Genomic DNA, 13,595 nt, shown 5'->3' with positions numbered 1-13,595 from the left:
CGGCGCGCGGCGTTCAGTCGTTACGGACCTCTGCGATCGTACGGACTTCGTGCGCGGCCGGCCGGCGACCCGCGGCGGCCACGACGACCAGCACGAGCGCGGCGAGCCCGGCGAGGAACAGCAGGGCGACATAGGGGTCCTGCACCTCGATCCGGCTGTTGGCGAGGTCGTCGGCCGGGCTGAGCGCCATCGGCACCAGATCCGGGATCAGCCGGGCCGGGCCGTACGTCGACAGCACGAGCACCTCCGCGAAAAGCAGCAACGGGGTCAGGGCGGCCACGCACAACGCAACCAGCCAGATCGCTCGGACCCGGTCCTGGCGCCGCGCACCGAGGAAGACCGCCGCCGCGACGCCGAATCCGGTCACGACCACCGCACCGCCGGCGCTCCCCGGGATGGGCGGGGCCACGAGCTGGGCGGTCAGCCACCAGCCGGCCGCCGCGACCGAGGCCGCCGCGCCGGTGCGCAGCGCCGGCCCGGACAGATCCGTACGTTCGGCGGTCACCGCCAGCACCGCCAGCAGACAGACCGTCAGGATGACCCCGAACACCGGAAGCCCGACCGTGGCTTGTTCCTGGGGTGGGCCGTGCGAGCCGGCGGCGGACGCGAACGTGGCGGCCAGCGCGCCGACCAGGGCCGCACCGCCGGCCCGAAGCGCCCGCGCGACCGGGCCGGCGCCGACCGGGCCCAGCACGCCGCGGTGGCGACCCCACCAGGCTATGCCCAGCAGCAGCGTCACGACGGCCACGACGCCCCAGCGCAGCGGCGCGTAGGCGATGCCGGCCGACCAGCGCAGCGCACCGCCGAACGCAGCGACGGCCAGCAACGGGTAGCCGATCGTCCGCAACACGGCCGGCTGGACCAGCACCACGCGCATGCAGCCCAGCGCATGCCGCCATCGTTCCCGGGCGGGCTGGATGGCCGCGGACTCGGCGCACATGGCCAGACCCCAGTCGCGGCGACCGGCCGGCAGCAGCCACGTCGCCAGCGCCAGCAGCCGGCCCGGGCCGTCGCGGCGCGCGCGGCTCACCAGGCACCGCGCAGTTCGGTGCGGGTCGCCTGGACGGGCTTGGCCGCCGTCCGTGCGAGCTCCGCCGCCGCCGCGACGCCGGCGTCGGTCAACCGGTACAAGTGCCGCGGCGGACGACCCGCCGGCGGATCGGTCTCCCATGACGCGTCGAGCAGGCCGCGGTCGGTCAGCCGGATCAGGATCGGGTACAGCGAGCCGGCCTTCAGCCCGACCTCCTGGCCCAGTTCGTAGCCGTAGCGCGAGCGGCTCGGGTCGGCCGCCAGCGCCTGCAGCACGGCTATGGTCTGCGGCGACGGCCGTCGGCCTCGCGTCAACGCACAGCTCCATTCCGCTGGTCGAGTCGCCACAGGGTCACGCTGTCGCTACCGTCGACGGCAGCGCCGGCAACGAGAGAACCAGGGAGCTGGTGACGACCGGCTCGACCAGGTCTGGGGGCCGCCGGTTCGAGCCGCACCGCGACCGCCATCAACCGGTCCGCGCTATCACGCCCGCCAGGAGCCACCCGACAACTCTATCTACGTAGAGAACGTTGTGGGCATCGTCCGACCAGCCACTCCGTCGCCCTTGGCTTTCACCGTCGACCGCTCTGAGGTGAGCTGATGGCATTCGGCGACGGTCAGGGAGGCTGCGGCTGCGCGAACTCGGGCCGGCGCGCGGCAGACATAGACGTTCGACCGATCCGGCGCGTAACTCTGTATAGATAGAGTTTGGCTATGAAGCGATTGTTGGTCCCGGTGGCGGCCGTCGTGCTCGCGGTCGCCGGACTGCTCGACGCGGCCCGGATCCCGGGCGCCTCGCTGCGCCACCAGGCCTACGCCATGGTGCTGGCGCTGACGGCGGTGGCCGTGCTGGCGTGGCTCCCGATCGCGCTCGGCGCCGCCGCCGGCCGCCTCGGCGCCGGGCTGCGCGCCGCCGCCTGCGCCGCGGTGGCCCTCGACGTGGTCGGCGACATCGAGGCGGCGCGGGCGGAGCCGCACCCTGACAGCATCGACCCGGCGGTGTCGATCGTGTGGACAGTGATGCTGTCGGCGCAGCTCCTGGCCATCCTGGCGATCACCGCGCGCCGCGTCCGGGTGCCGTCGGCCGCGGTGGCCGCCGGCGGGCTCGCGGGCCTGGCCGCGTTCGCGCTGTGGGCGCTGCTGTGCCTGATGCAGCCCGACGTCCCGCAGTCCAACGCACCCACCGTGCTTGCGCTCGCGTTGGCCGCGCTGGCCGCCGTGCAGTGGACCGGGCTGCGACACATGTCGCCGGCCCACGCCGCCGCGGCCGGCCTCCTCGCCGCCGTCACCGTCGCGCTGCTCGCCGGCGAACTGATCGACGTCGGCCTGCCGCACCTGGGCCGCTGGGTCACCAGCGCCGCGCCGCCGACGCCGGTCGGCCCGGTCGGCCCGCACCGGCTCGTCGACCCGGTCGGCCTCCTCATGCTCGGCACCCTGCTGGCGATCGCGCTGCTGATCACCGTGCTCGCCGCCGCGCGCGCCCGACCGGACGGCGAAGTCACGACGAGCATTGACCGAGCCGCCATCGCGTGACACCGGTCGCCGCCGTGCGCCGCTCGGGCCGGGCGAGAACACGGCGCCCCGCCCGAGCCCGCCGACGCGTGAAGCTCCGGGCTGTCCGGACGCGGACCGGCGGCATGGTCAGTGGGCCGCGCCGGACTCCTCGCACAGGCGCTTGAAGCCCTTCAGGTCCATCCGCAGCCGGCTGCGCAGGACGTGCTCCGGCACCTCGCTGTACAGCCGCACCCGCGGGTCGTCGAACTCCACGGCGGCGGCCACGTCCGTGTGCCCGTCGGGGGTTTCCTCGAGCCAGAACGACTCGGTCATCGCCGCGCTCTCCCAGCGCACGAACGCGCCCGGCCGGACCTCGGCGAGCACGGCGTCGAGGTCGACGCGGCAGCCGCCCGCGTCCAGGGTGAGGTGTGCGCTGGAGTCATTCGCCGGGGTGCAGGCGAGCACCCCGGACATGAACCGCGGGTACTGCTCGAAGTGGACCAGATGCTCGTACGCGGACATGGCGGGAACCGCTACCCGGACCGCCTCCTGGGTCAGAAGCATGACATATCTCCCTGCCGAGGTTGCGTCGATTGCTGCGTCGTTTCCAACGCTACGCCGCCACCGCGCTCCCGGGAGGCGAATCGGCCCCACGAGCGGCTGCGTCGAATTTCGCGTTGATGTCAGATGGCCAGGTACAACGGAGTCCGTGCATCCGCTCTTCGGCAACCGCCCGCACCGATTCGTCCGCAGCCGGCCCGACCTGCCCCGCCGGGTGCCCGACGGCGTCCGCGCGATCGTGGTCGGCGGTGGCATCGCGGGCGTGAGCGCGGCGCTGCTGCTGGCCGAGCGGGGCGTCGCCGTGACGCTGCTGGAGCGCCAGGCCCAGCTCGGCGGCCGGCTCAACGCCTGGCCCCGGCGGATCGCCGACGGCACGACCCACATGGTCGACCATGGGTTCCACGGCTTCTTCCGGCAATACTACAACTGGCGCAACATCCTGCGGCGCGTCGACAACCGCCTGACGTTCCTGCGCCCGGTCGGCCGCTACCCGATCGTGTCGCGCCGCTGGCCGGAGGAGAACTTCACCGGACTGCCCGGCACACCGCCGATCAACCTGCTGGCGCTGCTGCTGCGCTCACCGAGCCTGCGCCTGCGGGACCTGCGCGGCATGGACCGCAATGCCGCCCTGCCGCTGCTGAGCTACTCGCGGGAGTCGACCTACCGGGAGTACGACACCATGCCGGCGAGCGCGCTGCTCGACTCGCTCGGACTGCCCGACCGGGCCCGGGCCATGCTGTTCGACGTCTTCGCGCACTCCTTCTTCAACCACGAGCGCGACATGTCCGCCGCCGAGATGCTCATGCAGTTCCACTTCTACTTCCTGCGCAACCCCGAGGGCCTCGACATGGACGCCCCGGACCAGGACTACGAGACCGGCATCTGGTCACCGCTCGCGGCGCAACTGCGGGCCCTGGGCGCGGACATCCGCACCGGCACGGCGGTCGACCGCGTCGCACCGGGCTGGACGGTCACCCTCACCGGCGGCGAGCAGCTGACCGCCGACCACGTCGTCCTGGCCGCCGACCCGGCCTCGACCCGGCGCATCGCGGCCGCGTCGGACGGCCTGCCCGCACCCCTGGCCGAGCAGCTCGCGGCGATCCGCACCACCGCGCCGTACGCGGTCAGCCGCATCTGGACGGACCGCGACGTCGCCGCGAGCCGCTCCGTCTTCACCGGCGTCTCCCGCGAGGCGACGCTCGACTCGGTGACCCTCTACCACCGCCTGACCCGGCCCGCCGGGCAGTGGTCGCGGCGCTCCGGCGGTGCCGTCATCGAGCTGCACGCGTACGCGGCCGACCCGGACGTCCCCGCCGACGAGCTGGGCCGCCGGATGCGCGATGAGCTCGGCGCGCTGTGGCCGGAGGCGCGCGACCTGACGGTCCTCGACGTCGACGAGCGGGTGTCCGCCGACGCGCCCGCGTTCAATGTCGGCAGCGACGCCACCCGCCCCGGACCGGTCACCGGCACGCCGGGGCTGTACCTGGCCGGCGACTGGGTGCGCATGCCCATCCCGACGGCGCTGATGGAGCGGGCCGCCACGTCCGCGGCGCTGGCGGTGAACGCCGTCTTCGCGGCATACGGCGTCGCGCCCGTGCCGGTGTACTCGATCCCGCCCACCGGCCTCCTCGCCGGGCGGGTCCCGGTGGGCAACCGGGCCCAGCTGTCCCCCGCCTGAGCTACACGGCACTGCCCACCCGAGGGTGATGGAACGCGGATCCGCCGAACCTAGTGTCGATCGAGTCACATACCTCGATGTCACTTCGGAGGATCCGATGCAGCCGAGCCACCTCACCGATCTCACGCCGGCGCGGCGCCGACTGCGGCGGTTCCGGGTCCCCGTGCTGATCGTCGCGCTCCTCGCGGTACTCGTGGCGACTCGAGCTATCAACGTGCTCGCGGACGGCAGCGCGTTCCTCGCGCTCCCCGTCGGCCTCGCCACCGCGGCGGCGGCCCTGGGCGTCTATCACTGGCTGTCGCGCCGGGTCGAGGCCCGCGAGACGGTCCCGGAGCTGGCCCGGACCGGCCGGTGGCGCGGCATGGCCCGGGGCGCCGTGCTCGGCCTCGCCCTGTTCACCACGATGATGCTGCTCATCGCCGTCTTCGGCGGCTGGGAACAGGTCGGCTGGGGGTCGATCGGCGGGTTCGCCGCCAGCATCGGCGCGGTGGCCAGCATCGCGGTCAACGAGGAGCTCCTGTTCCGCGGCGTCGTGTTCCGGGTCCTGGACGAACGGTTCGGCAGCGCGACCGCCGTCGTGGCGTCATCGCTGATCTTCGGCCTGACGCACCTCACCAATGACCGCGCCACCCTCTGGGGAACGCTGGCGCTGGGCATCGAAGGCGGCACGCTGACCGCCGCCTGCTACCTGCTGTCCCGGTCCCTGTGGCTGCCGATCGGGCTGCACTTCGCCTGGGATTTCGCGCACATCGGCATCTTCGGGCTGCCCACTTCCAGCAGCATCGGCGGTACCGACACGGGGCTGCTGCACACCACGCTGGCCTCCGGGCCGACGGCCCTGACGGGCGGAACGTTCGGCCCGGAGGCGAGCCTGATCGCGCTGGCCCTGTGCGTGCTGGCGGCGGCCGTCGTGCTGCGCCGCGCGGCCCGGGCCGGCCACCCGCACCGGCGCCCGGCCGTGCGCGACCAGGGCCAGTGAACTGAACAAGTGCGCCCGGCCATCAATGATCCGTGCCGCACTGCTACAGTCGTCGCGATTCCAGATATAAGACAATTTATTGTTATTGGAGTCCGTTATGGGTGATTGATCGCCGTGAAGTGCGGCATGGCCCGTGGCATACCGTCCGGGCCATGCCGAAACGACACTTGGAAGCGTCATTCACTCGACTCACGTGACGGTATTTACATGCGTGCGCACCGAATTCTCGGCGGATACTAAGAACCAGCCTGCGACGTACGACGATCGATATCCGAATCGATAGGGTCGCAACGGCTGGGCTACAGCCGCTGACCCTTCACCGCCTTGGCCGGCCTGGCCTGCACGCTGGCGTTCCGGCGACTCGCGGTGGGGCGGAAGGCGCCTCACGCCGGCGCTCTCTACGATTCGTCATACCCACCGTCCGACCCGAAATTCGAGGTCCTCTCGCGAATCAATGGGTGTCAGGTCACCGAGCACGGCGAACTGCAGTACTCGCGCCGCTACCGGGTGCGCGCGATGCAGGACCATCTCGTCAGCTACGCCGACTGCTTCTCCTGGAGCGGAAAGACAAGGACCTGAGGCCACAGCCGGGCCACAATGCCGCCGATGCTCGACTGGCGGCATTCGAGCCCGTTCCTGTCCTCGACCACCCACGATCCTACGTATCGCATCTCGTTCGAGGTGGTCATCCCGCAGTCGTTGCGCCGGGGGCGGCAGGCCTGGCTCGAGGTACTCCGATCGGTTGACGCGCCGCACCCGTTCACGACCGTCGACTGTGAGTTCGACGCGGACGGGCGGCTGACGATTCAGCAGGATCTACCGAAGTTGTACCACTGTTACCGCGTCCGCTGGCAGTGGAGCCAAGACGTCGAGCAAACGCGGAGAGTCGGTCGCTGAGCACGGCCGGCTTGACTGACCGATACGCTCCCTGGGCCCCGGACGCGGCCGGCGATGTAGGTCAGGCGCCCGGCGCGGCCGGTGCGGCCGACGGCCGGTATGAGGCCCCGTGCGAGTCCTCGCAGTGCGGATCGGGGCCGTCCAGGCTCACCTCGTAGCCGGTGGAAACGGTGGGGTCGGTGTCGGCGTGGTCGACCTGCAGGGTGCTGTGCGTGATCTTGTACTCCCGCCGCAGCAGTTCTTCGATCCCGGCGCGCACGGCGTGGCAGTCGCGCCCCTCGGCGACGAGCACGTGGGCCGACATCGCCGGCTGACCCGACGTGATCTCCCAGACGTGCAGGTCGTGCACCTCGACCACGTCCGGCATCCCGGCCAGCCGGGTCCCGAGCGCGGGCGGGTCGATGCCGGTCGGGGCCGCCTCGAGGAAGATCCGCCCGGACGCCCGGATCAGTTCGTAGCCGGCCTTGAACATCAGCGCGACGACGACCAGCGTGGCGATGGGGTCGGCCCGGGTAAAGCCGGTCAGCACCATGATGACGCCGGCGACGGCGGTGGCGACGAACGCGAACAGGTCGTTGAGGATGTGCTGGAACGCGCCCTCGACGTTGAGGCTGGACCGGTTGGCCTTGGACATCGCCCAGGCCGCGGCCAGGTTGACGACGATGCCGGCCAATGCCGTGACCAACACCAGCCCGCCGGCGACCTCCGGCGGGTCGACGAGCCGGCGCACCGCCTCGACGCCGAGCCACAGTCCGAGCAGGATCATCGTCAGCCCGTTAGCCTGCGCCGACAGGATCTCGGCCCGCTTCAGGCCGAAGGTGAACCCACCCTTCGGGGGCCGCGCCGCCAGTCGCATCGCCACCAGCGCGAGCACGATCGCTCCGGCGTCGGTGAGCATGTGCGCCGCGTCGGAAAGCAGGGCCAGTGAGCGCGCGATCAGGCCGACGACGACCTCACCGGCCATGAAGACGCCGATCAGGCTCAGGGCCAGGGTGAGCCAGCGCCGGTCGGCGTCCGCCGAGACACCGTGGCCGTGCCCGGCGTGACCGTGCCCGGCGTGCTCCTCATGCCCGTGCTCGCCGTGGTCATGGTCATGGTCCTGGTGCCCGGTGTCGCTGCTGCTCATGACGAGCGGCCCTCCCGACTCGACTTATGCGCAATCACGCATGTGTCATCACGGTACCTTCTCCACACAAGCCGGACGGGCGCGACCGCGGCCGCGCCCACCATCGGCTCAGTGCAGGCCGTCGGGGTCGCAGTACTCGACCTCGTCGGTCGTCTGGAACGGCCCCACGATGACGCCGCGCTGGAAGGGCTTGCCGCGCAGCACGTCGTCGGCCGCCGCCTGCAACGCGAACTGCTGCAACACCCGCAGGTCCCGCCCGGCTACCCGGACCGGGCGCCGGACCTCGTACAGCGCCGACCACGGGCACTCGTAGTAGCAGCTGCTGCCGTCACGGGTCCGCAGGACCGCTACGTCGCCGGCGGCCACCAGCGCGTCGATCTGCGCCTTGAGGGCCAGGGTCGCGGCCGGGTCCGGGTCGTACTGCCACAGCTCCGCGATCGCCTGCTTCGCCTTCTTGTCCTTCTGCCAGCGCTTGAGCGTGAGCGGGTCGGTGAGGCACCACGGGTCGAACCGGGACCCGCCGGGCAGGGTCGCCGGGTCGGGCCTACCGGCCGGGCGGATGGCCCGATAGGTGTCGAGCAGGCGCGGCATGGCCGCCAGCTGGCCCGCGTGGAACCACAGCTCGAGAGCCTGCTTGAGATTGTTCTCGACCAGCTCGTGCAGCGTCGCGTTGTGCCGCACGCTGCGCAGCCCGACCGCGTAGTCCGCCGCCGCGGCCGCCTCCGCCGCGAGCTGCTTGAGCCGGTTCACCGCCGCCTGCCGGTCGGCGGGGACACCGGCGCGTTCCAGCGAGTACAGCGCCACATCGACGTGCTCGCGCACCGGTGGGATCGCGGCCAGCAGCGCCGCCAGGTGCTCCTGCGGGCACGGCTCCACCTCCGCCCACGCCGGGAGACCGGCCGGCAGGGCCAGCTCGGCCGTGATGTCGTAGTCGGGGTTGACCCGCGCCTGCCGGCCGCGGGAGATCCACCCTTCGACGGCACTGAACCACGCCGAGACCTGGTCGGACGTGACCGCCGGGACGAACCCGACCGTCCGCGGATTCGCCGAGTAGTCCGCGTCGAGGAACTGCTCGCCCAACGTCTGCAGCACGAACGCGTTCCACGCGGCCAGCAGCTGACTCCCGACCGCCGGCGGCGCGTCCCACAGATTGGTGCCCGCGGCCGCCAGCTGGTCCCGCGCCTTCTCCGCCGCGAGCAGCTCGTCGTAGGCGATCTTGCCGGCCGCACGCAGCGCCTCGAGAACCGCGGCGTCACGCTCCCCGGCCAGTGAGGCACGCATCTTCGTCAACAGGTTCGGCCGCAACGGATCGTTCATGGCATGCACGGTAGCGAATGCCCGCACGCCGAACGCGGGCCTGCTTGCGGCACCACCACACGTGGAACGTCGCTCCGGCGGCGGGCTTTCGGGTCCTCGACTATCGTGCATGTGTGCCGCGCGAGTTGAGGGCGAGCATCGTGGGCGCCGTCGTCATGGTCGCCGGCGGGACGCTGGCCGGGCTGGTCGCCGGGGGCGGTGGGTTCTGGTCGCTCGGCGGGTTCGGGCTGCTCGCTCTGACCTGCTTCGTGGCCATGCTCGCCGCCGAGGCGTCGTTCGAGCTCGAGGCGTTCGGGTTGCTCGTCGCCTACGCCACCGTCGGGGTCCTGCTGCTGCTCGGCGCGGCGCCCTGTTACCTCGCCGTCGATGGGCGGCGAGTGGACGCCACCATCACCGGGTTCAGGTACGGCGGTTCGGAAGGCAACCGGCAGTCGCAGGTCGAAGTGGCCGACCCGGCGACCGAGGAACCCCTGGGGCGCATCGGGTTCCTCGGTCTCGAGCGACCGCGGGTCGGCGACACGGTGCCGGTGCTGGCCTCGCGGCACGGGTGGTTCGCCCCGGTCGGAGCCGAGACGATCCTCACCCGGGCCGCCGGTTGGCTGGTGGCCGCGGCCGGGCTCGTGGCGCTGTGGTCGGTGCGGCTCGGGCTTACCGCCGCACGACGGTGAAGCCGCCGGGCAACACGAGTGCCCGCACGGTGGAGCCCGACGCGGTGTCGCGGCGGCGGCGTATGCCGGTGTCGTCGTAGGTCTCGAGCACGGCGGGGCCGGAGCCGGGCACCGCGACCGTCACCGTCTGCGCCGTGCGGGCCGCACTTCGCAGCAGTACCGTCGCGTGCCCGCCACCGTCGATGACGTACCGGGAGACCAGCGGTTCGAGCAGCACCGCGTCGAGCACCGCAGCGCCGCCCGAAGCCGTGGCCACGAGGTCGGTACGCCCCGCCGGCAGTTCGCCGTCCAGAGTGACCGGGAGCAGCGTGCCGGGTGCGGGTGAGGTGCCCTGCGGCCCGATCCGGCCGTGCTGCACGGTTCCCAGGACCCGGTTCGCGCTCGACCACCTCGTCACCGTCGCACTGCCGGGCTGGAGCAGGACGATCGGCAGTACCAATTGCGGCTGGTCGAACGAAGGCAGCGAGAACCGCACCGACGAATGGTCCACGAGCTGGACGTAGCTGCCGTTGCTGTACTGCGACTCGCCGGTCCACGCCGACGGTGGCGTGACCACGGTGGCGCCACCGGCCACTGTGGACTGCTCGGCCTCCACCGTCGTCGAGCCGACCCGGTCCGCGATGTGACCCTGTCGAGCCAGGGCGGCCACCTGCGGGTCGGCGTCCAGAGCCAGCATGCTCAGCAGCCCGTGGATGGTCGACTCGGCGCCCGCGTTGTGGTTCACCGTGCCGTCCCCGGCGATGCCGTCGACGGTGCGGCCCGTCGCGGGGTCGTACGCCGCGACACCCGCCGCGTTGGCCCCGAAGTACCAGGCGGCCAGCACCCCGGCCACCAGGCGGAAGCCGTCGCGGCCGGTCGTGGCGGCCACGGCGAGCAGTGACTGCAGCCGCGAGTCGACGCCGTAGGCGATCTGGCTGCGGTCGATGCGGGCGGGCAGGCGGCCGTTGTCCGGACCGCCGGAGGTGAGCAGCCACGGCGTGAACGTGGCCGCGTCGGTCACGGCCGGGCCGGCCAGCCGGGCGTCGCCGAGGACCTTGCTCGCCCGGGCCAGGGCGGCCGGCATCTGCGAGGCCCAGGCGTGCCAGTCCGACAGCGACAGCGCCCACGGCCGGACGGCGCCGAACGGCCACGTCCGGGCGTCGCCGTCGGACAGCGCCGCGATGCCCTCCGCGAACTGCCGCAGCGCCCGGCGGGCCGGTTCTCCCCCGCCGGCTTCGACGTAGGCGGCCAGTCCCAGGACCGCTTCGGCGGTGGCGTCGGCGCCGTCGACGATGAGCCAGGCCGGCGTGCGCCGCCCGTCGACGGTCTGCCACGTGCCGTACCGCCGCAGCACCTGCCGGTCCAGAGCGGCGATGGCGAGGTCGAGGCGCTGCCGCAGGAACTGCGCGAAGGCCCGGTCGGCGGTGCGCCAGACGGCGTAGGCCTCGCCCAGTGCCCACACGGTGCGGGCGAGCCAGTACGACGGGCCGCTGTCCGACGGATCCGGGGCGTCCGGCGGATCGGCGCTCGGGTTGAGGGTGCCGCCGGGCTGCATCCAGAGGATCATGTTGCCGGCGTTGGGGCCGGTCGTGGTCTGGAAGTAGGTCAGGCCGCGCAGCAGGTCGTGGGACGCGGCCCGGCTGCTCGCGGAGCCGGTCTGGCGCCAGTGGCGCAGGTACACGACCGCCGCCCGGGCGATGTCGTCGGAGTTGAACGCGCCCTGCCCGTAGGTGTCGGTGGCCGGGTCATAGGACCCGCCCCCGATCCGCCGGTACGTCCCGTCCGGATTCGGCTCGGCGTAGGTCCACAGCACGCCGAGCTCCGTGCCGCCGACCGTCACGGTATCGCGCAGGAAGTCGAGGTGCGCGAGGTTGGTCAGCCGGGCCGGGCGGGCCTCAGCCGGCGTTGAGGTCAGCAGCGGCGCGGTCATCGCCAGACCGCTGCCGACCAATACGGACCGTCGCTTCATGGCTCACTCCTTCGGTGACTCGATCCAGCCGAGCGACGCCGATCCGGGCGTCGGCCATGCCGTAGAAGACATAGCGGACGCCGTCGACCTCCTCGATGGCGGTGGGAAAAACCACGTTCGACACCGTCCCGTGCCGTTCGTCGTGGGTTTCCGGGACAAAGATCGGTTCGGGGGTACGGTCAATCACCCGCGCCGGGTCCGCGAGGTCGAGGAGCATCGCACCGGCGGCGTAGGTGGCCCGCTGCCCCTCCGGATCGAACCCGGGCGGGATGTATCCGCTGACCCCGTGATGGATGAGCAGCCAGCCCTCCGGCACCCGCAGCGGCGGCGGACCGGCCCCGATCTTCAGGGCCTCCCACTCGAACCGCGGCAGGGCCACGCACCGGTGCTCGCGCGGCCGGGCCAGCGCGCCGAGATCAGCCTGAGCCTCATCGGCCGGGACATAGGAGATCCAGATCCCGGGCCGCTCATCGGACAACCCAGCCGGCAGGTGTACTCCCTCGCCCGGGCGGAACCAGCCGAGGTCCCACATCGGCCGGTGCAGCATCGCGTAGCTCGGCCGCCCGTCCGGTCCCGGGACCGGCTCGGGGAAGAAGACCGCGTCCTTGTTGGGAAACAGGTTCAGGTCGGTGTCCAGGCCCGGCTGGTAGGCGAACTGGACCGGCCCGAGGCGCTGCCACGTGCGCAGGTCGGCCGAGACGGCCAGGGCCAGGCGCGGGCCGAGCGGGCCGAACGCGACGTACGTCATCAGGTGCCGGCCCAGGCTCGGCACCCAGGTCGTGCGCGGGTCCTCGACGCCGGCGTTGTGCAGGCCGCGCTCCCAGCCCTCGTCCGGGGCCAGGACGACACCCTGGCGGCGTACCCCGGCCGGGACACCGTCGCGCACCTCGACCTCGGCCAGGCCGACCCGCGAGACGTTGCCGGTGGCGACCATGCGCGGCAGCAGGTGCAGCCGACCGTCCGGTGTCCGCCCGCTGGCCGGGTTGAGCACACCCTCGGCCTCGAGCGGTTCGCCGGGATCGGGGGCCATCACCATGCCGAGCCGGGTCATCGTGTATGGAACCATGTCAACCTTTCACCCCGGAGCTGATGTCGGTGGAGACGAACTGGCGCTGGAAGGCGATGAACAGGCCGACCGCCGGGGCGGCCAGCACACAGGCGCCGGCGAGGATGGCGCCGAACGGGTTCGCCGCCCGGGCCGACACGTTGCTGATGTAGTTCGCGAGGGAGACCGCCAGGGGCTGCATGGTCGCGTCCTTGGTGATCAGGAACGGCCAGAGGAACTCGTTCCACGGCCCGATGAACGTGAGCAGGACCGCGGTCAGCAGGGCCGGGCGCACCAGGGGCAGGGCGACCGACCAGAGGATCCGCAGCTCGCCGGCGCCGTCGAGGCGGGCGGCGGCGAACAGGTCGTCGGGCAGCTGGAGGAAGAACTGGCGGAAGATGAACACCGCGGTGGTGTTGATGGCGAACGGCAGGATCATGCCCAGGTAGGAGTCGGCCAGCCCGTAGCCGCGCACGATGAGCACGTAGAGCGGGATCAGCAGCAGCTGGAACGGGATCACCTGGATCAGCAGGACGAGACCGAACAGCGCCCCGCGGCCCCGGAACTGCAGGCGCGCGAGGGCGTAGCCGGCGAGGACACCGAAGACGACCGTGCCGAGCAGCACGCCGCCGGTGAAGATGCCGGAGTTGAGCAGCGAGCGCAGCAGGTCGACCCGGGAGTTGATGTCGGCGTAGTTGTGCAGTGTCAGCCCGGACGACGGGAACGCGCCGGCGACCGAGGTGTCCGGCTCGGACTGCAGGGAGCCGATGAGCATGTAGTAGAACGGGAACAGGAACACCAGAGCGCCGAGCAGCAGCAGGCCGTACCGGAGAAATGCACTTGCCCTGGTCAT

14 protein-coding genes are annotated in these 13,595 nt (G+C 72.1%); 6 read left to right on the top strand and 8 right to left on the bottom strand.

Annotated elements, in window-relative coordinates; translation table 11 throughout:
* Positions 1-13: 13 nt before the first annotated feature.
* Together ACIA8L_RS29490 and ACIA8L_RS29485 are read right to left on the bottom strand one after the other, a co-directional pair.
* The gene (locus tag ACIA8L_RS29490) at positions 14-1,030 is read right to left on the bottom strand and encodes a hypothetical protein (RefSeq protein ID WP_395909789.1); all 1,017 of its coding nucleotides are present in this window, start codon (positions 1,028-1,030) and stop codon (positions 14-16) included.
* On the bottom strand, positions 1,027-1,344 hold the full coding sequence (locus ACIA8L_RS29485; RefSeq protein WP_395909788.1) for a PadR family transcriptional regulator: 318 nt from the start codon (positions 1,342-1,344) through the stop codon (positions 1,027-1,029). The genes ACIA8L_RS29490 and ACIA8L_RS29485 overlap by 4 nt, the downstream gene beginning before the upstream one ends.
* A gap of 399 nt (positions 1,345-1,743) precedes the next feature.
* Here ACIA8L_RS29485 and ACIA8L_RS29480 point away from each other — a divergent pair, with 399 nt between their 5' ends.
* Positions 1,744-2,562 carry a hypothetical protein gene (locus ACIA8L_RS29480; protein ID WP_395909787.1) on the top strand — a complete coding sequence of 273 codons (819 nt, stop codon included), beginning with the start codon at positions 1,744-1,746 and terminating at the stop codon, positions 2,560-2,562.
* Positions 2,563-2,670: 108 nt separating this feature from the next.
* Here ACIA8L_RS29480 and ACIA8L_RS29475 read toward each other — a convergent pair whose 3' ends face one another.
* A complete protein-coding gene (locus tag ACIA8L_RS29475) occupies positions 2,671-3,087 on the bottom strand; it encodes an SRPBCC family protein (RefSeq protein ID WP_395909786.1) in 417 nt (138 codons plus the stop codon).
* A gap of 145 nt (positions 3,088-3,232) precedes the next feature.
* On the opposite strand from ACIA8L_RS29475, the gene ACIA8L_RS29470 reads away from it, so the two are divergent.
* The 4 genes from ACIA8L_RS29470 to ACIA8L_RS29455 all read left to right on the top strand — a co-directional run bounded on the left by ACIA8L_RS29470 (position 3,233) and on the right by ACIA8L_RS29455 (position 6,638).
* On the top strand, positions 3,233-4,762 hold the full coding sequence (locus tag ACIA8L_RS29470; RefSeq protein ID WP_395909785.1) for an FAD-dependent oxidoreductase: 1,530 nt from the start codon (positions 3,233-3,235) through the stop codon (positions 4,760-4,762).
* Between the two features lie 97 nt (positions 4,763-4,859).
* On the top strand, positions 4,860-5,741 hold the full coding sequence (locus tag ACIA8L_RS29465; protein ID WP_395909784.1) for a lysostaphin resistance A-like protein: 882 nt from the start codon (positions 4,860-4,862) through the stop codon (positions 5,739-5,741).
* 324 nt (positions 5,742-6,065) lie between these two features.
* Complete coding sequence (locus ACIA8L_RS29460; RefSeq protein WP_395909783.1) at positions 6,066-6,320, top strand: hypothetical protein; 255 nt, start codon at positions 6,066-6,068, stop codon at positions 6,318-6,320.
* Between the two features lie 27 nt (positions 6,321-6,347).
* Positions 6,348-6,638, top strand: coding sequence for a hypothetical protein (locus ACIA8L_RS29455; RefSeq protein WP_395909782.1), 291 nt, complete (start codon positions 6,348-6,350; stop codon positions 6,636-6,638).
* A 61-nt stretch (positions 6,639-6,699) separates the two neighbouring features.
* On the opposite strand, the gene ACIA8L_RS29450 is transcribed toward ACIA8L_RS29455, so the two are convergent.
* Positions 6,700-7,764 (bottom strand): cation diffusion facilitator family transporter, encoded by a 1,065-nt coding sequence (locus ACIA8L_RS29450; RefSeq protein WP_395909781.1) that lies wholly within the window; start codon positions 7,762-7,764, stop codon positions 6,700-6,702.
* Positions 7,765-7,872: 108 nt separating this feature from the next.
* A complete protein-coding gene (locus ACIA8L_RS29445; protein ID WP_395909780.1) occupies positions 7,873-9,081 on the bottom strand; it encodes a hypothetical protein in 1,209 nt (402 codons plus the stop codon).
* 113 nt (positions 9,082-9,194) lie between these two features.
* Here ACIA8L_RS29445 and ACIA8L_RS29440 point away from each other — a divergent pair, with 113 nt between their 5' ends.
* Positions 9,195-9,749, top strand: a complete 555-nt coding sequence (locus tag ACIA8L_RS29440) for a hypothetical protein (protein WP_395909779.1) — start codon at positions 9,195-9,197, stop codon at positions 9,747-9,749.
* Here the strand turns inward: ACIA8L_RS29440 and ACIA8L_RS29435 are convergent.
* From ACIA8L_RS29435 to ACIA8L_RS29425, 3 genes are read right to left on the bottom strand one after another with little or no spacing between them, the layout of a single operon-like run.
* Complete coding sequence (locus tag ACIA8L_RS29435) at positions 9,730-11,697, bottom strand: hypothetical protein (RefSeq protein WP_395909778.1); 1,968 nt, start codon at positions 11,695-11,697, stop codon at positions 9,730-9,732. The two genes, ACIA8L_RS29440 and ACIA8L_RS29435, sit on opposite strands and share 20 nt — an antisense overlap.
* The gene (locus ACIA8L_RS29430; RefSeq protein WP_395909777.1) at positions 11,624-12,763 is read right to left on the bottom strand and encodes a hypothetical protein; all 1,140 of its coding nucleotides are present in this window, start codon (positions 12,761-12,763) and stop codon (positions 11,624-11,626) included. Before ACIA8L_RS29430 ends, ACIA8L_RS29435 begins: the two co-directional genes overlap by 74 nt.
* Before the next feature lies 1 nt (position 12,764).
* The gene (locus ACIA8L_RS29425) at positions 12,765-13,595 is read right to left on the bottom strand and encodes a carbohydrate ABC transporter permease (RefSeq protein ID WP_395909776.1); all 831 of its coding nucleotides are present in this window, start codon (positions 13,593-13,595) and stop codon (positions 12,765-12,767) included.

It is taken from the genome of Dactylosporangium sp. NPDC051541 (genome assembly GCF_044454505.1).
Taxonomy (GTDB): domain Bacteria; phylum Actinomycetota; class Actinomycetes; order Mycobacteriales; family Micromonosporaceae; genus Dactylosporangium.
This window is presented reverse-complemented; position numbering and strand designations above follow the sequence as displayed.